The sequence below is a fragment of the Panacagrimonas perspica genome (assembly GCF_004364935.1).
GTDB lineage: Bacteria > Pseudomonadota > Gammaproteobacteria > Nevskiales > Nevskiaceae > Panacagrimonas > Panacagrimonas perspica.
Window position 1 is genome coordinate 452,318 of the sequence record NZ_SOBT01000009.1, and the last position, 24,335, is coordinate 476,652.

20 protein-coding genes and 1 pseudogene are annotated in these 24,335 nt (G+C 66.1%); 14 read left to right on the top strand and 7 right to left on the bottom strand.

Annotated elements, in window-relative coordinates; genetic code table 11:
* Positions 1-4: 4 nt before the first annotated feature.
* The 3 genes from DFR24_RS13595 to DFR24_RS13605 form a co-directional block, all read right to left on the bottom strand.
* The gene (locus DFR24_RS13595; protein ID WP_133881944.1) at positions 5-2,866 is read right to left on the bottom strand and encodes an ATP-binding protein; all 2,862 of its coding nucleotides are present in this window, start codon (positions 2,864-2,866) and stop codon (positions 5-7) included.
* Between the two features lie 86 nt (positions 2,867-2,952).
* The gene (locus DFR24_RS13600; RefSeq protein WP_133881945.1) at positions 2,953-4,122 is read right to left on the bottom strand and encodes a porin family protein; all 1,170 of its coding nucleotides are present in this window, start codon (positions 4,120-4,122) and stop codon (positions 2,953-2,955) included.
* Positions 4,119-4,499, bottom strand: a complete 381-nt coding sequence (locus tag DFR24_RS13605) for a type 2 periplasmic-binding domain-containing protein (protein WP_211346604.1) — start codon at positions 4,497-4,499, stop codon at positions 4,119-4,121. The genes DFR24_RS13600 and DFR24_RS13605 overlap by 4 nt, the downstream gene beginning before the upstream one ends.
* A 402-nt stretch (positions 4,500-4,901) precedes the next feature.
* Here DFR24_RS13605 and DFR24_RS13610 point away from each other — a divergent pair, with 402 nt between their 5' ends.
* The 7 genes and pseudogenes from DFR24_RS13610 (at position 4,902) to DFR24_RS13640 (ending at position 12,724) form a co-directional block, all read left to right on the top strand.
* Positions 4,902-6,167: an EAL domain-containing response regulator gene (locus tag DFR24_RS13610; RefSeq protein WP_133881947.1), complete on the top strand. Its 1,266-nt coding sequence runs from the start codon at positions 4,902-4,904 to the stop codon at positions 6,165-6,167.
* A gap of 40 nt (positions 6,168-6,207) precedes the next feature.
* Positions 6,208-7,398: an EAL domain-containing response regulator gene (locus tag DFR24_RS13615; RefSeq protein WP_162851206.1), complete on the top strand. Its 1,191-nt coding sequence runs from the start codon at positions 6,208-6,210 to the stop codon at positions 7,396-7,398.
* A 385-nt stretch (positions 7,399-7,783) separates the two neighbouring features.
* Positions 7,784-8,722 (top strand): alpha/beta hydrolase, encoded by a 939-nt coding sequence (locus DFR24_RS13620; protein WP_133881949.1) that lies wholly within the window; start codon positions 7,784-7,786, stop codon positions 8,720-8,722.
* Positions 8,723-8,817: 95 nt separating this feature from the next.
* Complete coding sequence (locus DFR24_RS13625) at positions 8,818-9,759, top strand: alpha/beta fold hydrolase (protein ID WP_133881950.1); 942 nt, start codon at positions 8,818-8,820, stop codon at positions 9,757-9,759.
* Positions 9,760-9,925: 166 nt separating this feature from the next.
* A complete protein-coding gene (locus DFR24_RS13630; protein ID WP_162851207.1) occupies positions 9,926-10,861 on the top strand; it encodes an HlyD family secretion protein in 936 nt (311 codons plus the stop codon).
* Positions 10,854-11,522 (top strand): annotated as a pseudogene (locus tag DFR24_RS13635) (ABC transporter ATP-binding protein); the annotation flags it as partial. The gene DFR24_RS13630 and the pseudogene DFR24_RS13635, both read left to right, overlap by 8 nt.
* 68 nt (positions 11,523-11,590) lie before the next feature.
* Positions 11,591-12,724: an ABC transporter permease gene (locus DFR24_RS13640; protein WP_133881953.1), complete on the top strand. Its 1,134-nt coding sequence runs from the start codon at positions 11,591-11,593 to the stop codon at positions 12,722-12,724.
* A gap of 83 nt (positions 12,725-12,807) precedes the next feature.
* Here the strand turns inward: DFR24_RS13640 and DFR24_RS13645 are convergent, their stop codons facing one another.
* Together DFR24_RS13645 and DFR24_RS13650 are read right to left on the bottom strand one after the other, a co-directional pair.
* Positions 12,808-14,193 carry a WS/DGAT/MGAT family O-acyltransferase gene (locus DFR24_RS13645; protein ID WP_133881954.1) on the bottom strand — a complete coding sequence of 462 codons (1,386 nt, stop codon included), beginning with the start codon at positions 14,191-14,193 and terminating at the stop codon, positions 12,808-12,810.
* A gap of 165 nt (positions 14,194-14,358) precedes the next feature.
* Positions 14,359-15,444, bottom strand: a complete 1,086-nt coding sequence (locus DFR24_RS13650) for an SMP-30/gluconolactonase/LRE family protein (RefSeq protein ID WP_133881955.1) — start codon at positions 15,442-15,444, stop codon at positions 14,359-14,361.
* Between the two features lie 226 nt (positions 15,445-15,670).
* Here DFR24_RS13650 and DFR24_RS13655 point away from each other — a divergent pair, with 226 nt between their 5' ends.
* Positions 15,671-16,576, top strand: coding sequence for an alpha/beta fold hydrolase (locus DFR24_RS13655; protein ID WP_133881956.1), 906 nt, complete (start codon positions 15,671-15,673; stop codon positions 16,574-16,576).
* Between the two features lie 32 nt (positions 16,577-16,608).
* Here the strand turns inward: DFR24_RS13655 and DFR24_RS13660 are convergent, their stop codons facing one another.
* Positions 16,609-17,280, bottom strand: coding sequence for a histidine phosphatase family protein (locus DFR24_RS13660; RefSeq protein WP_133881957.1), 672 nt, complete (start codon positions 17,278-17,280; stop codon positions 16,609-16,611).
* Between the two features lie 136 nt (positions 17,281-17,416).
* Between DFR24_RS13660 and DFR24_RS13665 the strand changes: the two genes are divergently transcribed.
* Positions 17,417-17,983 (top strand): TlpA family protein disulfide reductase, encoded by a 567-nt coding sequence (locus tag DFR24_RS13665; protein ID WP_133881958.1) that lies wholly within the window; start codon positions 17,417-17,419, stop codon positions 17,981-17,983.
* A gap of 48 nt (positions 17,984-18,031) precedes the next feature.
* Here DFR24_RS13665 and DFR24_RS13670 read toward each other — a convergent pair whose 3' ends face one another.
* Positions 18,032-18,991, bottom strand: coding sequence for a beta-ketoacyl-ACP synthase III (locus DFR24_RS13670; RefSeq protein ID WP_133881959.1), 960 nt, complete (start codon positions 18,989-18,991; stop codon positions 18,032-18,034).
* 86 nt (positions 18,992-19,077) lie between these two features.
* Between DFR24_RS13670 and DFR24_RS13675 the strand changes: the two genes are divergently transcribed.
* The 5 genes from DFR24_RS13675 (at position 19,078) to coaE (ending at position 24,254) form a co-directional block, all read left to right on the top strand.
* Positions 19,078-19,527 (top strand): cupin domain-containing protein, encoded by a 450-nt coding sequence (locus DFR24_RS13675; RefSeq protein ID WP_136249408.1) that lies wholly within the window; start codon positions 19,078-19,080, stop codon positions 19,525-19,527.
* Positions 19,528-19,605: 78 nt separating this feature from the next.
* A complete protein-coding gene (gene pilB / locus DFR24_RS13680) occupies positions 19,606-21,354 on the top strand; it encodes a type IV-A pilus assembly ATPase PilB (RefSeq protein WP_210772624.1) in 1,749 nt (582 codons plus the stop codon).
* A gap of 89 nt (positions 21,355-21,443) precedes the next feature.
* Positions 21,444-22,667: a type II secretion system F family protein gene (locus tag DFR24_RS13685; RefSeq protein ID WP_133881961.1), complete on the top strand. Its 1,224-nt coding sequence runs from the start codon at positions 21,444-21,446 to the stop codon at positions 22,665-22,667.
* Positions 22,668-22,770: 103 nt separating this feature from the next.
* A complete protein-coding gene (locus tag DFR24_RS13690; RefSeq protein WP_133881962.1) occupies positions 22,771-23,643 on the top strand; it encodes a prepilin peptidase in 873 nt (290 codons plus the stop codon).
* Positions 23,643-24,254 carry a dephospho-CoA kinase gene (coaE, locus tag DFR24_RS13695; RefSeq protein WP_133881963.1) on the top strand — a complete coding sequence of 204 codons (612 nt, stop codon included), beginning with the start codon at positions 23,643-23,645 and terminating at the stop codon, positions 24,252-24,254. Before DFR24_RS13690 ends, coaE begins: the two co-directional genes overlap by 1 nt.
* The last annotated feature ends 81 nt before the right edge of the window (positions 24,255-24,335 follow it).

A 24,335-nucleotide genomic window follows, 5' to 3' on the forward strand; every position in this document is an offset into this window, starting at 1 on the left:
CACCTCACTCTGCGCGGCGTTCGACGAATGCACACACCGCCGTGAAAGCGTGGCGAACTTCATCCGCGGCGGCGGCGGCACCGCCGGCCTGGTCCTGCTCCGCCATGCGTTCGACCCGCGATGCCGCGGAGGCCAGCGCCGTCGCTGCCACCGTCCGCGACGATCCGACCAGACGGTGAGCCAGGGCCCGTACCGCGACCGGATCCCATTTGCCGGCGAGCTGTTCCTCTAGCAGCGCCACGATGGGAACGTTGATGCGCACAAATTCGCGCATCAGATGCTCGCCGAATTGGAGGTCACCACCGACGAGGTCCATCAGCATCTCGAGGTCGATTGGATCCGTCGTTGCTGTGCTGTTGGCGGTGCCCTCGATGCTCTCCGCCGTGGGCTCGGCCGCGCCACGGGTCGGCGCGAAACGCTCGAGCGCCTCGCGCAACTGCTGCAGGCCGGACGGCTTGATGAGAAATCCGTCCATGCCTGCCTGGAAACAGCGTTCTCGTTCGCCCGAGAGAGCGGCAGCCGTCAGCGCGACGATCGGCAACCGGCGACGATGCTCATCGCCGGCTTCGGACTGACGTATTGAGAGGGTCAGTTGCATGCCGTCCATCTGCGGCATGTGCAGATCAGCGAGCAACGCGGCGAACGGACGCTCCCCGATGCGCGTGAGCGCCTCGGCGCCATTGCCGGTAATAACCGAACGGTAACCGAGCTGGGCGAGCTGCCTCTGGATCACCTGCTGATTCACCGGGTGATCTTCGGCGACCAGGATCCAGGGACCCGCGGCCGCCATCACCGGCGAACCCGCACTCCGACTCTGGGCGGGTGTATCGAGTCCCGCGGCTACGCGCAGACGCCGTACAAGGTCCCGTTGACGCAAGGGCCGCGTAAGGCTGTCGAGCAGACGATCATCGCGCCGGATCTCGATCCTCGCGTGTGCCTCGGCACGCTCGCGCGTCTCGGCCAGCACCAGCTCATTGTCCGAAGGGCCGAGACTGGCGCCGGAGTCGACCAGACAGCTCGCCAGCTCGCCGGCTTCGGTAGCGTCGGGAAGTTTGAGCGTGACATGCACCCCAGACAGGGCCATCGCGTCGAATGCCGACGTGTTGGTGGTGGGCGCGGCTGGCAGTTCGATTTCGAACCAGAAGTCGCTTCCCACTCCAAGCGCACTGGCGAAATCGATCATGCCTCCCATCCGCGTGAGCAGCCCGCGCACGATCGACAGGCCCAGTCCGCTTCCACCGAAGTGCCGAGTCGTGGCCGAATCAGCCTGGGTGAAGGGCCTGAACAGCTGCTGGCGCGCCCCCGGTGCCATGCCGATGCCCGTGTCGACGACGTGGAAGAGGACGCGCTCTGCATCCATTGAAGCGCTGGGTGCGCGCTTGACGCGGATCCGCACCCATCCCGTCTGGGTAAACTTGATTGCATTGCTGCACAGGTTGAAAAGGATCTGCCTCAAGCGCAACGGATCCCCGAAAACCTGCTGCGGCAACCCGGGTTCGACGAAGACGGTCAGCCGCAGCCCCTTGGATCGCGCCGACGGCGCCAGCGTCTCCACGGCGTCCTCGACTGCTTCGCGCAAGGCGAAAGGAATCCGCTCGATGGGAATCTTGCCCGCTTCGATACGCGAGAAATCGAGGATGTCGTCGATCACCCGCAGCAGGGTTCTGCCCGAATCGCGCGCAATCCTCACCGTATCGCGCTGGCTCGCGTCCAGGTCATCGCACTCGAGAAGTTCGAGCAGTCCGAGAATGCCATTCATCGGTGTTCGGATCTCGTGACTCATCGTGGCGAGAAAGCGCGATTTCTCCTCGCTTGCAGCCTCGGCTTCATCCAGGGCCTCCAGCCGGTGCGACAGGGCGAGCGTCGCATTTCTCAGCACGCCGATCTCGTCCAGGCGGCGCGTCTCGCGATGGCGCCCCAGCTGCGCCCGCGAAGCCTCGAATCTGCGTTCCGCCAGCATCGGCAGGGCCCGCGTCACATCACCGAGACGGCGCAGCGCTGGCGTCAACAGCAGGTACACGGCGCCAGCGGAGATGAGCAGCGTGAAAGCGTTGAGCTCCAGGTTTCGGAACGTCTGGTTTCGAATCGCCCGGAGATCTGCGGTCTCGTCGACGATGAACAGCAGTTGCGCGGAAGGATCGGAAGCCCTCGGCAGCGGCGCGAGCGCCAGTTGCAAATGGCGGCTGCCGACGGTTGCAGCGAAAAGCACACCGGATCGCGGTGGCAACGGTCCGTCCAACGCCTTGACCAGCGGCATGAGCGTTGGCGCGCTGGTCACCGCAAGCAGCTTGTTCCCCCACAGTCGGGACTTCGCTTGCCCGGCAGCTTCACGGCGTAGAACCGCTACATCGGCGCCATCCAGCCGTTGGAACGCGAGCAGGGTTTCGGCCAGCGGCTGGCCCAGTGCGACCACTTGCTTGTGGCCTCCCGCGTCGAGAACAGGAACAAAGGCGTAGAACGCACATTCGTCCAGGCAGGTCACCAGATCAGCGGGGCGGTTCTCTGCCAAAACGCGACGCACTGCTGCCTGGTAGGCCGGAATATTGTGCGGACGCGGCGATCCGGGCGTATCCCACGCGATGACGCTGACGCCCCGGCTGTCGAAAAATTCGAGCGCCACGAAGCTACCGAAATTTTCAGTTGCCGCCAGGAATTCCTGGCGATCCGCTTCATCGGTGCGTGCGAGGACGTCAGCCAGTTGAAGGGCGATCTGCCCAAGGCCGTCGCCAGCGTGTCCCAGCAGCGCGTCGAACTCGCGCGGCCGGGTCGCCATCTTTTCGCTCAATCTCGCTTCGTGCTGCAAGGTGAGCTGGTGGTTGTTCCACAGCGCCAGGACGAGGTGGGCGATACCCAGCACGGCCACCATCACGAGGATGGCCCGCCACTGAAGACCAAGCCTCGCGCGTACGGTGCCCCCCGGCCAGTCCTGGGTACTGCGACGGCTGGTCGCGGTCAGAACCGGTACCCCGCCATGACGGTGAACAGGAACCAGTGTGGGTCGTCGGCCCCGTCCGGGTTGTCGAGCGCCGGGGCGGTGGACGTACCGTAGATGCTGTGCAGCTCGCCCCAGACGCCCCAATGCGAGTCGGGATGCCAACCGACTCCCAGCGTGAGATCCCGGGCGAATCGGCTGTAGCGATCCACGCCCAGCTCGGCAGCAGCGCGGTTTCCGTTGCGGTCGTCTGCATCGACGAAGTTCACGTCATACCGCGCGAACATCGACCAATGCTCGGCGGGTCGGTAATCGAACTGGATGTAGCCTCCGTCGGAAGCGCTTGCGCTGGGAACCGTGTCCAAATGCGTCCGCGAACGCGTATAGATGTATTCGCCGGTAAGGCTGTAGCGTTCGGCGTTGTAGCGTGCGGAGGCCACATAGACGTTGACGTTCACCTCCGCATCGATCGGGAAGGTGGGGCTCGGGTCGACCGTGACTTTCGCGTGTGCGTGGCTGAGACTCAGGCGCACGCGGTCTCCGTTCCAGGAGTCTGTCAGCTGCGAGAACACCAGCCCCTCGAGGCGGATCTCTTCCGGACCCGCACCGTCCCCCAAAAGAAGTTCTCGCTCATTGCGGGTGAAGTCGCGGTCGAGCGCCGTGCTCAAGGTCATGGACCAGTCGTGCAGGCCGAATGCGCGACCGGCATACAGTTGGGCTCCGTCGGACGAGAAGAAGATCCCGCGCAACCCGGCCCCATCGAAATAGATCGACTGTGGCAGGAGGATGGACGGGCGCGCGAAGATCACGTCGCGCGTGTCGTTGAAGAGTCCAAGCGGGTTCTTCACGCGGCCCAACCGGACCCCTGCAGTGCTTTCCGCCCGCTGGATGACGTTCCAGTCCAGAAGGGCGTAGTCGAGTCGAGGTTTTCCGGAGTCGGTTCTACCCGCATCGCGGATCAGACCCTGTGCCGACGCGAGCAGCCCATGCCCGAGGTTGATGCTCCCGTTGATCGCAGCCTCGTAGTAGTCGTGGCTGCCGTTGGTGCTGTCGCCGAAGAAATTGTTTCCTTCACTCAGCAAATAGCCCTGTGCCGCAAAGCCGTGCACCTGATAATCGAGAGCGAATGCTGGGCCTGCCACGACCAGCCCCAGTGCGGCGATCAGCCGAAAGCGGCGGAACGCGATCATCGTGCTTCTCCAGAAACAGGGGGGTTTTGCACCACTGCGGGTTGGACTACGCCGGGAATCGACGCAGTCGAGACATATCCGATAGCGCCGCGAGTGGCCGCAAGCCGGACGCGCATTTCGCGCTCGTTGGACACGACTTCTGGCGCCAGCCCCGTACCGGTGTAGACCAATCGGTCCCAGGCCGCGCGCAACACGTAAGGAAACGTGCCGAGTTGCTCGCGGCAGAACTGCGCGTGCACCGGCTCACTGTCCGGGAGGACGAAAACGCGGATCGGAGATCCATCTGGCCACTGACGGAGCCGCGCACTGAAGATCGCACGGATCGAAGTGCGGTCAAGCGCAACATCGGCATGCTCCGGGCTGGTGACGATGTCCACCGAACCCCCTGCGGCAACCACGTTCGCGAACGCCACGATCGTGAAAGCGAGCCCGATCCTGCGCGGTAGCGTGAATCGTCTCGACATCGATCAGCCCCGAACGGCGGAAAGCCGCCGGACACGACGCCCTTTGCAAGTCCCTTCCATCTTTCTGCAGCGCGACAGCACGATGTTTTGCTCGGGTAAATCTTGGCGGAGGCCAGCGGACGAATCGTCCGAGCAAGTTCGATACCGCTCGCGGCAATTTCGGTCTTTTGCCCGTTCCGCGATTGATCTGGATCAATCCCGCTACCGGTCGTCGTCTCCGGGACGACCGTTCAGGTCCCTCGTCGTCAAGCTCCGGCGGTCGATGCCGATGCCGGGTCGGCGCGACGTCATTTCCGCGCTCCACGGAGGTCGAGCATGCCTGCCCGTCGTGTCCTGCTGATCGAAGACGATGAAGTCGTCCGTCAACAACTTGTCAAACATCTGCACGGACTCGACCGGCGGCTCGTCGACGAAGCGGCCGATGTGGGCACTGCGCGACGGGCCCTGGAAGGGCCTGTGCGCTACGACCTGATCGTTGCGGATCTGATGCTTCCGGGCGGAGACACCGCGGAACTCCTGCGCACTGCGGCCTCGCACCAAGCCTGCGCCGGATTGATCCTCGTGAGCGGTCTTGGCGAAGGCCTGCTGCGATCGGTGGCCGTGCTGTGCCGCGAGCGCGGACAGCATGTGCTCGGTGCGTTGATCAAGCCGGTCCGTCCGGATGTACTCCGCCAACTGGTCGGCGAATCATCCAGATCGACGCGCATCCCTCCCAAATTCAGCCGGGGCGCCACAATCGCAGATGTCGAACGCGCGTTGCAGGCACGCGGTATCGACGTGCTGGTTCAGCCGAAAATCTCAGCCGCAGACCGAAAACTTCAAGGTGTCGAAGTCCTGGCGGACTGGAATGACCCGTCGCTGGGCCCGGTCGCGGCTCCCCGGCTCGCGGCGGTCGCCGCGGATGGCGGGATCGCCGGGGCACTGACGCAGTACATCATCGGCCTAGCGCTTCGAACATGCGCCGACTGGCGAGCGCAAGGCCGTGAAATTCCAGTATCGGTGAACATCGGCAACGGCGTTCTGGAGGACCGGAAATTTCCCGATTTCGTCGAGCGCACGCTGCGGTCCCTGCTGGTGCCGGCCGAAATGCTCACTCTGGAGATCGGAGAGCACCCGCATTTGGATGACACCGACACGCTCGAAGTGCTGACGCGTCTGCGCATGCGCGGCGTTGGGATCGCCTTGGACAATTTCGGCAGGGGACAGACCTCTGCACTGCGGGTGCAGCGCCTCCCGGTGAGCGAACTCAAGATCGACCGCGCCATCGTCCGCGGGCTTCCTCATGGGGCGATCGGATATGCCGTGGTCGAGTACGCGGTGAGGCTGGCGCGCGAACTCGGCATGACCACCACGGCGGTCGGTGTAGAAAACGAAGAGCAGGCAACAGTCCTGACTTCTGCCGGTTGCACCGACCTCCAGGGACATTGGGTCGGAACGCCGATGCGACCCGAACAGCTGCTCGCCTGGACGAAGGCTCGGCCGCCTCTCGGCGAACCGGCATCGACCCATGACGCAGGTCAATGCCAATTGCCTGCCGCGGCACCAGACTCATGCCCCCGTCAGGAAACCGCACTCGCTTGATGATCGCAAATCATCGGAGATCTGGAGCAGGAGCTATGGGATGAGCATTTCCGCGATGGTGGTCGACGACGATGAATTCGTGCGGGGTACGCTCTCGAGGCAGATGAGCGGGCTCGGAGTGACACGGATCGCCGCCGCCGGCGACGGTGACGAAGCCTCCAGGATCCTGCACGACCAGGGGCCGTTCGACGTCATCCTCCTCGACCTGATGATGCCCGGCACGGACGGGATCGAGTTCCTGCGTCGCTTGGCGAAATCTCACGACAGGGCCGACCTGATCCTGACGAGCAGTCTTGATCGCAAGGTACTGGAAACCGCGGAATCGCTCGCTCGCGCGCATTCGCTGCACGTGCTCGGCGCGCTGTCCAAGCCCATCCGGAGCAGCGCGCTGGGAGAGTTGCTGGCAAAGCGCAGCGGGCGCCTCGGCAATCGGCACGCGGCGCTGCCGATTACGGTCGAGCGCCTCAAGGCCGCGCTAAAGGCCGGGCACGTCGTGCCTTACTTCCAACCCAAGGTTTGCTCCCGGACAGGCGCCGTGCGTTCGGTCGAAGCATTGGCCCGCTGGGAAGATCCGGTCGAAGGCCTGATCTCGCCGGCACGCTTCCTGCCCCTTGCGGATCGCCACGGACTGATCGATGAGCTCACTGTGCAAATCAGCACGCAAGCCTTCGAGACGGTTGGCGCTTGGCGCGAACAAGGCCTGCAGACGGACCTGGAAATCAACCTGTCGGCGCTGTCGCTGGAAGGCGTGGAATTGCCCGACCGCATGATTGCACTGGCCGGTCGTCATGGCGTGGATCCGGATCGGGTGATTTTCGAGATCACCGAATCCGCACTGATCGGCAATCTCAGCCAGTCGTTGGACACCCTCACGCGACTGCGCCTCAAGGGCTTTCATCTGGCGGTCGACGATTTCGGCACCGGCTATTCCACGCTGACCCAGCTCAAGATGCTGCCCTTGTCGGAACTCAAGATCGATCAGAGCTTCGTATCGCACGCTGCGGGCGATTCGGAGGTGCGGGCCATCGTCGAATCCTGCATCGCCTTGGCCGGACAGTTCGGCCTCATCACCGTCGCAGAAGGCGTCGAGGACGATGCCACTGCCGGCCTGATGAAAGAGCTCGGTGCGACTTTGTTGCAAGGCTTTCGATTCACTTGTGCGTTGCCGGCCACGCTGTTGCAGAACTGGTGGAAGGAGCGGCTCGTCGGCAGCAGGAGAACACCCGCCTGAGTGCCGGGGCGCGTGCAGCCAGCTCTCTTTTCATCCTGTCATCTGAATCCAGGCCCCTTGGGTCCGTCGCCCCGTTCATTCTGGCGCTCATTAACGCCTCGCCATCGGCTTCGCCGCCGGCGGATGAGGGGCCCCTGGTCCCTGTCGTAGTGGCTCGATGCGCCGTCTGCTTCAGCCCAGGCGCTTGCCGTGAGCAAAGGCGCCCTTCCGGGCGGACGTTCTCCAAAAGCTCGGCCATCGATTCTGGCCTTCCGCAATCTTCTCCCGCATCCCGCCTTCGGGACCCCGTTTCGGTAGGGGCGCGCCCTCCCTGCACGCCCGATGTTTTGGACAGGCCTGCGCAGTAAGCTCCCGGCTCCCGGCATCCGCACACAGGAGAACGATCATGCCGCTGCATCCCCAGGTTGAAGGCTTGCTCACACAGATGGCCTCGTCCGGTCTCAAGAAGATCCAGGACATGTCGCCCCAAGAATCACGCCCGACATTCAGCGCCGTCTTCGCCACGCTGCCGCCGAGCCAGCAGAAGATCGCCGGCACCGCGGACCGCAGCATTCCGACCAAGGCCGGTGCGGTGAAGGTTCGCGTCTACACGCCGGAGGGCAAGGGCCCGTTCCCGGTGATGGCGTATTTCCACGGCGGCGGCTGGGTGTTCGGCGACATCGACACGCACGAAGGCGTCTGCCGCGAGCTGTGCGGTTCGGTCGGCATGGTGGTGGTCTCGGTCGACTATCGCCTGAGCCCGGAAGCCAAGTATCCCGACGCCTCCGACGACTGCCTCGCCGTGACGCGCTGGGTGGCGGAGAACGCGGCCTCGCTCAACGCCGACGCCTCGCGCCTCTCGGTCGGCGGCGACAGCGCCGGCGGCAACCTCGCCGCGGTCACCGCACAGCGCCTGCGTGACGAGAAGGGCCCGAAGCTGGCCGCGCAGCTGCTGATCTACCCAGTGGCGCGCGTCGACGGTCACAAGACCCCATCGATGATCGACAACGCGCAGGGCTACTTCCTCGAGACGGCGAGCATGGAGTACTTCATCAACCACTACCTGAAGTCGCCGGCCGACGCGAAGCAGGCGTATGCGTCGCCGCTGCTGGCGAAGGATCTGTCCGGCCTGCCACCGGCGCTGGTCATCACCTGCGAGTTCGATCCGCTGCGCGACGAGGGCGAGGACTACGGCAAGGCGCTCAAGGCCGCCGGCGTGCCGACCGTGATCTCGCGCTACGACGGCGTGATCCACGGTGGCTGGAACTTCTTCGGCGTGCTCGACATCGGCCGCAACATGCACACCGAGGCCACGCGCTGGCTCAAGGAGCAGTTGCGCGCCTGAGCGGAATCGCCCGCCGCCCACCGGCGGGCATCCGGCGAGGCCGTGGCGACCCGTCGCCACGGCCTTTTTTGTGGGCGTCGCGCTACGCTTCGTCGATGGACGGACCTTCAGCGCACACGGACACGCCCGGCTGGCAGAGCGGCGATGCGCTGTGCAACGGCCTGAAGCTGCACTGGGAGGCCACCGGTCCCGAGTCCGGGGAGCCGATGCTGATGGTGATGGGCCTGGGCTGCCAGCTGATCCAGTGGCCCGACGTGCTGTGCCTGGATCTGGCGAAGCGCGGCTTTCGCGTCATCCGCTTCGACAACCGCGACGCCGGCCTGTCGGACACCGTCGACCGCCAGCTCCGTTTCAGCCTGCGCCGCGACTACGTGCGCGTGCGCCTGGGCCTGAGGCCCGGCCCGGCGAACTACCTGCTGCACGACATGGCCGCGGATACGGTCGGCCTGATGGACGCGCTGGGCCTGAAGCGCGCTCACCTCGTCGGCGTGTCGATGGGCGGCATGATTGCTCAGCTCACTGCCGGGACGTTTCCCGATCGCGTCGCCAGCCTGTGCTCGATCATGTCCGGCACCAATCATCCGTGGGTGCGACAGACGCGGATCGACCTGTTGCTGCGCCTGGCCTCGCGACCGCCCGACCTGCAGCGCGACACCATCGTCGCGCGCCAGGCAGAGACCTTTCGGCTGATCGGCAGCCCGCTGTACCCGACATCGCTGGAAGACCGCCGCGCATTCGCCGGCCGCGCCTTCGATCGCGCGTTCCGTCCCGGCGGCACGCTGCGGCAGATGCACGCGATCGTCGCCACCGGCAGCTTCGAGAAGCTGCTGCCGAACATCACCGCGCCGACGCAGATCATCCACGGCACCGACGACCCGCTGATGCGCACGATCTGCGGCCGGCGCAGCGCCTCGATGATCCGCGGCGCGAAGCTCGAACTCATCAAGGGCATGGGGCATGACTGCCCCAAGGTGCTGATGCCGAGATGGGCGGAGCTGATCGCCGCCAACGCTGCCCGGGCTTCGTCGCCCCCGTAGCCCGGACGAAGTCCGGGGCTTTTGCCGATCGATCAAAGGGGACCCCGGCTCTTTCGCTCTGCGAAATTCAACGTCCGGGCTACAACGGCGCGTTGGCACGGTGCACACTTCTCACGGTTCGATGAGGACGAGGCATCGCATGCGGTCGATCGGCCTGGGAATCGGAATGGCACTGCTCGCACTGGCGCTCGCCGGATGCGACAAGACCGCGGACAGCTCCATCACCGGCTATGTCGAGGCGCTTTACCTGCGGCCGGCACCGGCCAGCGGCGGCCGCATGACCTCGCTCGCCGTCGATCGTGGCGCGACCGTCAAGGCCGGCCAGCCCTTGTTCGCGCTCGATGCCGATCGCGAGCAGGCCGCCGTCGCCGAGGCCCAGGCCCGCATCGAGGCGCAGTCCGCTCGGGTCGCCGATCTCGACAAGGGCGGCCGCCCGGAAGAGCTCGCCGTGATCCGCGCGCAGCTCCAGCAGGCCGAGGCGCAGCTCAAGCTCTCGACCGCCACCGCGAAGCGCCAGGCTTCGCTGGCCGCGCAGAAGCTCGTCAGCGCCGAAGCGCTCGACACCGCCAACACCACGCAGGCGCGTGACAGCGCTCACGTGGCGGAGCTGAAGCGCCAGCTCGATGTCGCCGAACTCACCGGCCGCAGCGATGCGATCGAGGCTGCGCGACAGGACGTCGCCGCCGCGCAGGCGCAGCTCGCCCAGGCGCAATGGGCGCTGGCGCAGAAGTCGGTCGCTGCGCCGGCCGACGGCAGCATCGAGGACGTCTACTTCCGCGCCGGCGAATGGGTGAACGCAGGACAGCCGGTGCTCGCACTGCTGCCGCCCGCGAACCGGCGGCTGCGCTTCTTCGTGCCGCAGCAACGCCTCGCGGAATTCGCACAAGGGCGCAGCGTGCACGCGCGCTGCGACGGCTGCGGTGAGGCGATTGCTGCCACCGTGAACTTCGTCGCCGCGCAGGCCGAGTTCGCGCCGCCGGTGCTGTTCGACCGCCACCAGCGATCGCGCCTGGTCTATCGCGTCGAAGCGCTGCCCGCCGCGGCCGACGCGTTGCGCCTGCATCCCGGACAGCCGGTGGACGTGAGCGCGGACGGTGCCTGAGGCGGACATCGCGATCGAGGTCGAGGGACTGGCGAAGTCCTTCGGCGGTCGCAGCGCGGTGAAGGGCCTGAGCCTGCACGTTCAGCGCGGCGAGATCTTCGGCTTCCTCGGACCCAACGGCAGCGGCAAGACCACGTCCATCCGCATGCTCTGCGGCCTGCTGACGCCCGACAGCGGGCGCGGACGATGCCTGGGCCACGACCTGCTGACCGAGTCGCGCACGATCCGGCGCGAGGTCGGCTACATGACGCAGCGCTTCGGCTGGTACGAAGACCTGAGCGTGCGCGAGAACCTGGACTTCGTCGCGCGCATGTACGAGGTGCGCGATCGCGCCGCGAAGGTCGATCGCACGATCGCGGACCTGGGCCTGGAGGCGCGACAGCACCAGCTCGTCGGCGGACTGTCCGGCGGCTGGAAGCAGCGCCTCGCGCTGGCCGCCTGCCTGATGCACGACCCGAAGCTGCTGCTGCTCGACGAGCCGACCGCGGGCGTGGATCCGCGCGCGCGGCGCGAGTTCTGGGACCAGATCAAGCGCCTCGCCGCGGGCGGCGTCACGGTGCTGGTGAGCACGCATTACATGGACGAGGCCGAGCGCTGCACGCGGCTCGGCTACATCGCCTACGGCGAGATGCTGGCGCAGGGCACGGCGACGGAGCTGCTGCAGCGCTTCGGCGTCGAGCGCCTCGAGGACGTCTTCATCGAGGTCATGAAAGACCTCAAGGACCTGCGATGAATTTCTGGTCCTGGGGCCGCTTCTTCGCGGTCGTGCGCAAGGAGCTGATCCAGCTCAAGCGCGACCGGCTGACGTTCGCGATGATGGTCGGCGTTCCGATCATGCAGCTCACGCTGTTCGGCTTTGCGATCAACAACGATCCGAAGCACCTGCCGACCGCGGTCGTCGATGCGGATCGCACCGAGATGTCGCGCAGCCTTGTCGCGGCGGTGCAGAACTCCGGCTACTTCCACGTGACGTGGACCGGCGAGAGCCTCGCGCAGGCGGATCGGCGGGTCGAACGCGGCGAAGTGCAGTTCCTCGTCCACGTGCCGGCCGGCTTCACGCGTGCGCTCGTGCGCGGGGAACACCCCGCCCTGCTGATCGAGGCGGACGCCAGCGATCCGGCCGCCGGCAGCAATGCCCTGGCGGCGGTCGACGCCTTGGTGCGCTCGGCGCTGCGCGACGACCTCACCGGTCCTCTTGCGAGCCTGGCGACGGCGCCCACTTCGTTCGAGACGCGCGTGCACCGCCGCTACAACCCCGAAGGCATCAGCGCCTACAACATCGTGCCGGGGCTGATGGGCGTGATCCTGACGATGACGATGATCATGATGACGGCGCTGGCCGTCACCCGCGAAACCGAGCGCGGCACGATGGAGAACCTGCTCGCCACGCCCGCGCGGCCGCTGGAAGTGATGCTCGGCAAGATCCTGCCGTACGTGGCCATCGGCAACGTGCAGGTCGGCGTGATCCTGCTGGCGGCGGCGCTGCTGTTCGGCGTGCCGATGGTCGGCAGCCTGTTGCTGCTCCTGTTGCTGACGCAGGCTTTCATCCTGGCGAACCTCGCCGTCGGCATCACGATATCGACGACGGCGCGCAACCAGATGCAGGCGATGCAGATGACGCTGTTCTTCTTCCTGCCGTCGATCCTGCTGTCGGGCTTCATGTTCCCGTTCCGCGGCATGCCGACCTGGGCGCAGTGGATCGGCGAGGCGCTGCCGCTGACGCATTTCCTGCGCGTCGTGCGCGGGATCCTGCTCAAGGGCAACGGCCTTGCCGACGTGTGGCCGCACCTGTGGCCGCTGCTGCTGTTCATCACCGTGGTGCTGGGACTGGGCCTGAGCCGCTTCCGTCGCACGCTGGATTGATCCGGCGCCCCGCGTAGCCCGGGTGAAACCCGGGGTTGTTGCGATGGCGACCGAAAATCCCCGGGTTTCACCCGGGCTACGGGTTACGCGGTCTGCGGGGCCTTTGCGGCCAGCGCCTGGAGCTCGGCCAATCCCTCGCCCAGGTAATCGAGCACGCGCTGCACCTGCGGCAATGTGCGCCGGCAGGCGATGACGCCGAAGTCGATGCGGTCCTGCAGGCTCGTCAGCGAAATGTTCAGCGCCATGCCGTCGACGACGACCGACACCGGATACATGCCGTCCACGCTGCAGCCCATCCAGTACAGCGGCGTGCGCGGCCCGGGCACATGCGAGATGACGAGATTGAACGCGAGCTTGCCGCGCTTCGGATTGGTCAGCATGTTGAGCAGACCGGGCGCCATCAGGGTTGCGCCGTAGCCGACGACTTCGCCGGCTTTCATCTTGATGAAGCGCTGCTTGTTGTGCTCGACCGACGCGATGATCGTCTGCAGGCGTTCCAGCGGATCCTCGAGGTGCGTGCCCAGGTTCACCAGCATGAACCCGATCTGGTTGCCGGTTTCGCTGCGATCGCGGCGCGTCGACATCGGCACGCCGGCGATCAGCGGCTTGTCCGGCAGCGCGTCGAGATCGATCAGGTACTTGCGCAGCGCGTACGCGCACATCGCCAGCACCATGTCGTTGACGGTCCCGCCCAGCACCTTGCCGGCCGTCTTGGCGTCCGGCAGCGAGAAGCTCTGAGCGACGTAACGCCGCGAGGCGCTGATCGAATGGTTGAGGATCGACGGCGGCGCCGAGGAACCGGACACGAAGTCCGGATGCTTGTCGCGCGATTCGCGCATCGACTGTCGCAGTTCGCGTGCCACGCCCGGCACGCTGCCGAAGGCGCCGCGGAAGCGCGACACCAGCTTGGCCGCGCCGCTGACCGGCGCCGTGAGGATGTTTCCGGCACGCTCGCGCCGGCCCTGTGGCGGCACCGCCCAGGGCGGCGGCAGGATCTCGTCCGGGTTGGCCGACATCGAGCGCAGGGTCAGGCGCGTGCCGGCGATGCCGTCGGCCACCGAGTGATGCACTTTCGAATACGTGGCGATGCGCCCGCCTTCGACCCCTTCGATGACGTAGGTGCGCCACAGCGGGTAGGCGCGATCCAGATGGCTGGCGTGCATGCGCGAGACCATCGCGAGCAGGTCCTTCACGCGTCCCGGTCGCGGCAGGGACAGATGGATGACGTGCTGGTCGATGTCGAACTCGGGCTCGTCGACCCAGTACGCGGCTCCGAGCCGCGTCTCCAGGCGCTGGTTGAACGGCGGCAGCGGCGCGGCGTAGCTGCGCAGGCGCTCGACCAGCTTCTGCACGAAATCCGGCGGCGCATCGGCCGGCGGCGTCAGCAGGTTCAGATAGGCGACGTGAAAGGGCTGGTTGCGCTTTTCCAGGTAGATGAACCCGAGGTCCAGCGCGGTGAGACGTTTCATTCCGGCTCCGTTGGCGGATTTTTTCTTCGAGATACGGCACAAGCGCAAAGCGAATGCCGTGCCATTGTGGGCTTCGGACCGCGTCGCGACCACGAAGTTTTGGTGACGCGCACGCGAAAGGCCCGGCATATGCCGGGCCTTTCGCGTGCGGACTGCTCTTTGCGGTCAGGGCACCAACGGCGCCACCAGCGGTGAGGCCACGTCGTCGACGAACACCTTGAGGATCTGGAACTGCTTGGGCAGCAGCAGCCCGGTTGCGAACGCGTGATTGGTGACCAGCACGTTGCCCTTGCCGTCGAACGCCAGGTTTGCCGGCGCATCGAAAGGCTTGGTCAGCGACAGCAGCGGATTCTTGATACGCGCCACTTCCGAGCCGTCGGGGTTGAGCACCGAGATGCCCGAGCTGCCGGGCAGGGCCAGGGTCACGTAGAGCTTGCCCGAGGCGCCGAAGGCGATGCCGTCGGGACCTTCCGCGAGGATGTAGTTGTGGAAGATCTGCAGGTCGGTTGCCTTGGGCGCATCGACGACCGGCAAGGTGTAGATGCGTCCGATACCGAGCACGTCATTGGTCACCGAGATGAAGATCTTCGTGCGATCGGGCGACAGGCGCAGCCCGTTGACGCCGATGTAGGGCCCGAACAGGCGGTAGTCGTGGAACCAGACTTTCGCCGGTCCGCCGCCGGCGGGAATGCGGAAGATCGTGGCCTGCATCGAATCGGTGACGTAGAGATTGCCGAGCTCGTCGAACGCAAGATCGTTCGGCAACGGCGGCGTCACGCCCGTGCTCGTCGTGCACTCGGCCTGGGGACCATCGGTCGGCAGGCAGGGATTGAGGTCGGGGATCGGCGGGCCGTAGGACGTCTGCACGCCGGTGGCGACGTCGAGGCGATACGGGCCGATCTGCGAATTGAGCACGTACAAACGGCCCTGGCCGTCGAAGGCGACACAGGAATTGGCGTGCTCGGCGCCGAGCACCTGTTCGCCCTGCGTCAGGAACGTGCGCGTGAGCTGGCCGCTGGTGGCGCTGTACTCCCAGACACGCGAGGCCTGGTTGTTGATCGACGTCCCCAGCGTGGCCGGGCCGGCGACGTAGACCCGGTCGCCCTTCACGGCGATGCCTTCCGGAAAGCCGGGCGCCGGCACCTGCGCCAGCACGCTGACGTCGCCGAACTGCGCGGCGCGGGAGGACACGGCCACGCCGATCAATCCGGCGGCAAGGACGAGGTGAACGGCGAAGCGGGCGATGGTCATGAGTCTCTCCACGGACGGGGCAGCCGGGCTGCGTTGATGTGAGGCCATGCTGGGCCGGGCCCGTGTCCGCATCAGTTCCGGTTTCTGAAATCTGATGTCCGTTCCGTTTCGGCCCCGCAGGGGACCGTCTGTCGTATGACAGTCCCGCGAGGTGACATCGCGGAAAAAAAGTCGCTACGTTCCGCGGCCTTTCACTCAACCGTCACGGGATCGCAAAAAACCTGTCATGGAAATGTGTTGGTCCGCCGGCAGCGCCTGCGTCAATGGTCTGCAACTCCACTGGGAAGAAACCGGGCCGGCACGCGGCGAGCCGTTGCTGCTGCTGATGGGCCTGGGTGGACAGTTGATCCACTGGCCCGACGCGCTGGCCGCCGACTTGGTGCAGCGCGGCTTCCGCGTGATCCGCTTCGACAACCGCGACAGCGGCTTGTCCGGAACCGCGGATCGCGGCGTGACGTTCAGCGTGGCGCGCGACTGGCTACGCTCGCGCTTCGGAAAATCCACGCGCGCCAACTACACGCTGCACGACATGGCCGCCGACAGCGTCGGCCTGCTCGACACGCTGGGCATCGAACGCGCTCACCTGGTCGGTGCATCGATGGGCGGCATGATCGCTCAGATCGCTGCCGGCACTCATCCGCGCCGCGTGAAGAGCCTGACCTCGATCATGTCGAGCACCAATCATCCGAAGCTGCCGTCCGCGCGATTCGACGTGCTGTTGCGGATGGCCGGCCTCGGCTCGCGGCCGAAGACACGCGAGCAGGTGATCCAGCGCTCGGTGCAGATGCTGCGGCGGGTCGGCAGTCCGGGGTTCCACACGCCGATCGAATACCGCATGCGCCTCGCCGGACGCGCCTACGACCGCGCGTTCCGTCCCGATGGACATGCGCGCCAGACGCACGCGATCCTGGCCACCGGCAGCTTCGAATCGCTGTTGCCGAACATCGTGGCGCCAACGCAGGTGATCCATGGGCTGTCCGATCCGCTGCTGCGGCCGGCCTGCGGCCGGCGCAGCGCGCACCTGATCCGCGGCGCGAAGCTCGAGCTGATTCCGGGCATGGGCCACGACCTGGCGCCGGCGCTGATGCCGCGCTGGGCGGAGCTGGTGGCGGCTAACGCGGCACGGGCCTGAACCGTAGCCCGGGTGAAACCCGGGCCACGGAGTCAGACCCTTGTCAGCAGTCCGTCCGGCAGGAAGCTAGCGACGTTGAAACTCACCAGCGAGGGCGCGCGACCGTCGGCGAACACCAGCTCGGTCAGCGAGCCGTTGTAGATCGCGTGCATCAGCGGCGCAACGCTGGCATCCGCCAGACCGAGCACTTCCGCCATCACCGCGGCGACGACACCGCCGGAGGTCACGGCCAGAACGGACTGACCCGCCGGGACCGACGCCGTCGCACGGCCCAGCCATTCGGCGACGACGCGGCGGAATTCGCGGACATGCGGCACGCCGTCGATGTCGACCTGCGCCTCGGCCCAGGCGGTGATCTCCTGCGCGTAGTAGCGCGCCGCCTCCTTGCCCCGCACCGCACCCTCGCCACGCAGCTTGACGCCGCGCCGCTCGGCCGACGCCAGAATCTGCTGGCCCTCGGCGAACTCGTTGAGCGCGGGCTCCGCCTCGCCCTGCCAATCCACGCCGAGCGGCTCGAGCGCATGACGCGCCGTCAACCGGTGCCGGTCGCGCGGACCGATCCACAGGCGATCGAAGCGACGGCCGCGCGAGGCGAAGTGCTCGCCGACGAGAATCGCCTGCTCGCGTCCGCGATCGGACAGCGCGTCGTAGCGATCCGCGCCAAACGAGGCCTGGCCGTGGCGCAACAGGGTCAGCGTGCTCATCCGTCAATATTGTCCATTGTCGAAAAGGGAAAGGCGGCGCCGCAGGTCCCGGCGCCCGGTGGACGACATCGCCCTTTCGGAACACCCGCGCGCGGGTTAGGTTTCGAATCCGATTTTCGCCGCCTTCGTCCGCTAGATGCGACTGTCCCTCGTCCTGCTCCGCCCTGCCCTGCTGACGCTCCTGTTCGCGCTGCCGACCCTGGCGAGCGCGCAGGCCCCCGACAAGGGTGAGCTGCTGCCCTTCGGTTCGGAGGCGCCGGAGATCGCCGGCCTGATCCTCAACGGCGCGCCCGGCACGAAACTCTCGCAGTTCCGCGGCAAGGTCGTGGCCGTGGATTTCTGGGCGACGTGGTGCACGCCCTGCCTGCTGTCGATCCCCGAGCTCGATCGCGTGCGCAATGAGTTGCGGGAAGAGGGCTACGGCGACCGTTTCGAGATCGTCAGCGTGAACGTCGACGACGACATTCCGAAGGCGCGCAAATTCCTGGAACTCCACCCGGTGGGTTATCCGGTGATCGGCGACCCGATCGGCATCGCGATGAAGCGTTTCGGGCCCTGGAAGCTGCCCGCGACCTTCCTGCTGACGCCGGAAGGCAAGGTGCACATGATCTGGCTCGGCTACGCCGATTACTTCCCGAGTGACATCAAGAAGCTGACGCTGGAGCTGCTGAGCCAGACGGCGCCGGCGCCAGCCGCGCGCTGAAGGCGCCGCGGTTGGGCGGCGGCGCGCACCTCCTCCGCGCCGCGCCGGCTACCAGCGCAGCAGCGCCGAACCCCAGGTCATGCCGCCGCCGACGGCCTCCAGCATCACCAGATGGCCGGGCTGGATGCGCCCGTCGCGGACCGCGAGGTCCAGCGCCAGCGGCACGGAGGCCGCCGACGTGTTGCCCTGGTGTTCCAGCGTCGTGACGACGCGCTCCGGCGGCATGCCCAGCTTCTGCGCGGTCGCCAGGATGATGCGGATGTTGGCCTGGTGCGGCACCAGCCAGTCGATGTCGCTGCCCTTGATGCCGTTGTGCTCGAGCGTCTCGCGGCACACCTGATCGAGCGCCCGGACGGCGAAGCGGAACACCGCCTGCCCGTCCATCTGCACGAACGGATGCCCCTGCTGCTCGCCGCCGTGAACGGTGCCGGGCACCGTCAGGATGTCGCCCTGATCGCCTTCGGCGTGCAGATGGGTGGACAGGATGCCGGGCGTCTCTGACGGCTTGAGCACGACGGCGCCCGCGCCGTCGCCGAACAGCACGCAGGTGCGGCGGTCGTTCCAGTCGAGCAGGCGCGAGAACACTTCGGCCCCGACGACGAGCGCGCACTTGTTCTGTCCGCTGGCGACGAACTTGTCGGCCACGGCCAGCGCGTAGACGAATCCGGTGCAGACGGCCTGGACGTCGAACGCCGCGCCCCGCTTGACGCCCAGCTTGCGCTGCAGGATGCAGGCGCTGGAGGGGAAGACGATATCCGGCGTCGTCGTCGCCACGACGATCAGGTCGATGTCGGCCGCGGTGACGCCGGCCATCTCCATCGCCTTCAGCGAGGCCTGCAGTGCGAGGTCCGAGGTCTGTTCGCCCTGCGCCGCCACGCGGCGGCTGCGGATGCCGGTGCGCTGGAAGATCCACTCGTCCGACGTCTCGATGCGGCTCTCGAGATCCTGGTTGGTGACGACGCGGGCCGGCAGGTAACTGCCGACGCCGACGATGCGCGAATAACTCATGAGGTGCGGCTGTCCTGGCGTACCGGATAGGGGGAGCAACGTACGGCCTATAGTGTCGGGCATCGGCCCGCTCGAGGACACACCCGGTGCACGCACGAATAGTCTGCCTGTGCGTTTTGCTGCTGGCCCAGGAGGCCGCGCGGGCGGCATCGCCGATCCCGGAAGGGACGATCCAGGTCGATGGCGCGGACCTGGTCTGGAGACCGGGGCCGGCGACGATGCCGGCCGGCGTCGAAACCGTCGTACTGGAGGGCGACCCGCGTCAGGCGGGGATCTTCACGTTGCGCCTGCGAGCGCCCGCCGGGACGCGCCTTGCGCCGCACACCCACCCGCAACCGGAACGGGTGACCGTCCTTCAGGGGGCCATCGGGGTCGGCTTCGGCCGCCACTTCGAACCGGGCTCGCTGAGGGTCTTCCGGGCAGGCGACTATTACGTGAATCCGCCGGGAGCTGCCCACTTCGCCAGCTTCGTCGAAGACACTGTGCTGCAAGTCACCGGACAGGGGCCGTGGGGCGTGGATTTCCTGCCGCCCTAGCCGCTGCCGGGTTTCAGAGACCGTCGATTTTTGGCGTACTCTGGTCGCCCCGCCACCGGACCCACACCGCATCGAGCGATGGCCATCAATCCGCAAGGCGCCAACCCGGCGCAGTCCCCGTCTGTCTTCCTGGGAGGACTCGCACGCCGACTGGTCGCGGACAGCCTGATCACCGAAGAACAGGCGCGCGACCTGCAGGCCAAGGCCCTGCGCACCGGAGCGCCGCTGGTCACCGTGCTCGTCGAGGGCAAGAGCGTCCCGGCTGCGCGACTCGCCGATGCGGCCAGCCAGGAATTCGGTGTGCCGCTGATGGATCTGGCGGCGTTCAACATCGACAACGCGGTGGTCAACGAGGTCGGCGAGAAGCTGCTGCGCAAATGCCACGCGCTGCCCCTGTTCAAGCGCGGCCGCAAGCTCTTCCTCGGCGTCTCGGATCCGACGAACCTGCAGGCGCTCGACGAGATCAAGTTCGCGACGGGCTTGACCACCGAAGCGATCCTGGTCGAAGAGGACAAGCTCGCCAAGGCCATCGATGCGGCCGCCTCGCAGATGGAGAGCAACTCGCTGAGCCTGGGCAGCGAAGAGGAGCTGGCCAATCTCGAAGTCGTCGACACCGACCTCGAGGGCGGCGGGGAGGTCACGAAGAACGATGCGGACGACGCTCCGATCGTGAAGTTCGTGAACAAGCTGATGGTCGATGCGATCAACCAGGGCGCTTCGGACATCCACTTCGAGCCGTACGAGAAGGTCTTCCGCATCCGTTATCGCAAGGACGGCGAACTGAAGATCGTCGCCAGCCCGCCGCAGCAGCTGGCAGTGCGCATCTCGGCCCGCGTGAAAGTCATGAGCCGCCTGGATCTGGCGGAGCGGCGCGTCCCGCAGGACGGCCGCATCAAGCTGCAGGTCTCGCGCAACAAGTCGATCGACTTTCGTGTCAGCACCTGCCCGACGCTGTGGGGCGAAAAGATCGTCTGCCGTATTCTCGATGCCAGCCAGGCCAAGATGGGCATCGACGCGCTCGGCTACGAGCCGGAGCAGAAGGCGGCCTACCTCAATGCGCTCGAAAAGCCGCAGGGCATGATCCTGGTGACGGGTCCGACCGGCTCGGGCAAGACGGTGTCGCTGTACACCGGCCTGAACATCCTCAATACCGAGGACATCAACATCTCGACCGCCGAGGATCCGGCGGAAATCAACCTGCAGGGCATCAACCAGGTCAACGTGAACCCGCGCGTGGGCCTCACGTTCGCGGCAGCCCTGAAAGCCTTTTTGCGACAGGATCCCGACGTCATCATGGTCGGCGAAATTCGCGATCTGGAAACGGCCGAAATCGCGATCAAGGCGGCACAGACGGGGCATCTGGTGCTGTCGACGCTGCACACCAACGACGCGCCGCAAACCATCGTGCGCCTGATGAACATGGGAGTGCCGGCCTACAACCTGGCGTCCACGCTGACATTGATCATCGCGCAGCGCCTGGCGCGCAAGCTCTGCCAGCACTGCAAGAAGCCGACGGAGATCCCGCGTCCGGAACTGATCAAGGAAGGTTTCAAGCCGGAGGAAGTCGACGCACCCGGGTTCAAGATCTTCAAGGCGGTCGGCTGCGATTCCTGCGACCGCGGCTACAAGGGTCGTACCGGCATCTATGAGGTCATGCCGTTCTCCGAGGCCATGGGCCGGATCCTGATGGAGGGCGGCAGCGCGATGGAACTGGCCGACCAGGCCCGCAAGGAAGGCATCAGCGATCTGCGCGCCTCGGCGCTGCTGAAGGTGAAGAATGGCGCCATCGATCTGCTCGAAGCCAACCGTGTGACGATGGCCGATTGAGCTTCATCGCTGCTTCGTGTACATGAAGCACAGGGAAACACGGGCGTCCGCGGTCTAGGGACCCCATCCGGGAGTCAGGGAAACCGCGTATGGCGCAGGCAGCCGTTGTAGTCGTCAAGGAACACGAGTTCCAGTGGGAAGGGACCGACCGCAAGGGCGCGCGCGTCAAGGGCGTCACCCAGGGTCCCAACGAGAACGCGGTGCGCATGCAGTTGCGCCGACAGGGCGTCAACCCCATCCGGGTTCGCAAGAACATCGTCCTGTTCAAGACCAAGCGCAAGATCACCAGCGGCGACATCTCGATCTTCAGCCGCCAGCTCGCGACGATGATGGCGGCCGGCGTACCCCTGGTGCAGTCGCTCGAGATCGTCGGCCGCGGCCACGAGAACCCGTCGATGAGCGAGCTCATCCTCGGCGTCAAGACCAATATCGAATCCGGGCGCAGCCTCGCGGAGTCGCTCGCACAGTATCCCTTGCACTTCGACGACCTGTTCATTCATCTGGTCGATGCCGGCGAACGCTCGGGCACGCTCGAGACGCTGCTCGACAAGATCGCGACGTACAAGGAAAAGACCGAGAAGATCAAGAAGAAGGTCAAGAAGGCGCTGATCTATCCGTCCGCCGTCGTCTGCGTGGCCTTCATCGTCACCGGCATCATGCTGTACTTCGTGGTGCCCCAGTTCCAGTCGCTGTTCGAAGGGTTTGGCGCCGACCTGCCCGCGTTCACGATGATGGTGGTCCACCTGTCGCATTTCGTGCGCGACTTCTGGTGGCTGATGTTCGCCGTCATCGGCGGCAGCGTCTTCGCGTTCATCTATTTCAAGAAGCGATCCTTGAAGATGCGGCGTGCCATCGATCGCATCGGGCTCAAGTTCCCGGTGGTCGGTGACATCCTCTACAAGTCGGCCGTAGCGCGCTTCGCACGCACACTGTCGACGATGTTCGCCGCCGGCGTTCCGCTGGTCGAAGCGCTGACTTCGGTGGCCAAGGCGTCCGGCAACATCGTGTTCGAGGACGCGATCAACGTGATGAAGGAGCAGGTCGCGTCCGGCCAGCAGCTTCAGCTCGCGATGCAGCAGTCGAACATCTTCCCGAACATGGCGGTGCAGATGGTGGCCATCGGCGAAGAATCGGGATCGCTCGACCAGATGTGCGCCAAGGTCGCCGATTTCTACGAGGACGAGGTCGACAACCTCGTCGACGCGCTCACCAGCCTGCTGGAGCCGATGATCATGGCGGTCCTTGGCGTGCTCGTCGGCGGCCTCGTGGTGGCGATGTATCTGCCCATCTTCAAGCTGGGCCAAGCGATCTGAGATCGCGGCGCAGACGCGGTCTCAGATCGCTGTGATCTTCGCTTCGCTCATGACGTTCAAGCTCCGTATCCGCATTCGCGGATACGGAGCAGATTTTTCTTAAATGCTCGAACTCCTTCAGACCAGCCCGACCACGCTGACGATCTGCGTCGCCCTGCTGGGTCTCTGCGTCGGCAGCTTCCTCAACGTGGTGGCGTACCGTCTGCCGAAGATGATCGAGCAGGATTTCCGGCGTGATGCCCGAGATTTCCTGCTGCTCCCGCCACGACCGGAACGCACGCCGCTTTCGCTGTCGTCGCCGCCTTCGACCTGCCCCGTCTGCGGCTCGCGCATCAAGCCCTGGCACAACCTTCCCGTCATCGGCTGGCTGATGCTGCGCGGGCAGTGCGCATCGTGTTCGGCGAGGATTTCCGTGCAGTACCCGATCGTCGAACTGCTGACCGGCGTGTTTTCGGTGGCCTGCGTCTGGCGCTTCGGCTTTTCGCCGCAGCTCGCCGCCGCGCTGGTGATGACCTGGTCGCTGATCGCGCTGGCGGTCACCGACCTGCACACGATGTACCTGCCGGACAACATCACGCTGCCGCTGCTCTGGCTCGGGCTGCTGCTGAGCTTCAAACCCGTGTTCGCCGATCCGTCTTCGGCCATCGCCGGGGCCGCCGCCGGCTACCTGCTGCTCTGGGGCATCTTCTGGGCGTTCAAGCTGGCCACCGGCAAGGAAGGCATGGGCTATGGTGACTTCAAGCTGATGGGCGCGCTCGGCGCCTGGTTCGGCTGGCAGTTGTTGCCGCAGATCGTGCTGTTGTCGGCCGTGGTCGGAGCGGCCGTGGGCATCACGCTGATGGCCGCGAGAAAAGTCGAGTGGTCGTCCCGCATTCCGTTCGGCCCCTACATCGCGGGCGCCGGCTGGATCGCGATGATCTGGGGTGAGGAGATCAACCGCACCTACCTTGGCCTCGCCATGGGCTCGGGCGGCTGATGTCCCGCTATACCGTAGGCCTCACTGGCGGCATCGCCAGCGGAAAGTCGCTGGTGAGCGAACACTTCCGGGCGCTCGGAGTTCCCGTGCTGGACGCTGATCAGGTGTCTCGCATCGTCGTCGAACCCGGGCAGCCGGCGCTGGCCGAGATCGCAGAGCATTTCGGGACGGATGTCCTGCTGGCCGATGGACAACTCGACCGGCGGCGTCTGCGCGAGATCGTGTTCTCGGATCCCGCCGCACGGCGCCGGCTCGAGCAGATCACGCACCCCCGAATCCGCGTGCACATCCGTCAGTGGATGGATGCTCAGACCGCGCCCTACTGCATCCTCGAGAACGCCATCCTGTTCGAGTCCGGCATGGATGCGCTGGTCGACCGCGTGCTGGTCGTCGACGTGCCCGAGGACGTGCAGCGCCAGCGCCTGACGGGTCGCGACGGAATCGATGCCGCCTTCGTCGAGAGAATGCTGGCCGCGCAAAGTCCGCGCGATTTGCGCGTGAGCCGGGCGGACGACGTATTGCTGAACACCGGCACTCCGGAGCAGACGCAGGCGGAAGTCCTGCGCCTGCATGCCGCTTATCTCGTCAGAGCGACCGCCGCCAAAGGCTAGCTTTCGAGATCGGCCGACGACACGCCAATCTGAAATTGCCCTGACCTGTGCACTGGGTCACAATCGAATCACTTTTGCCGG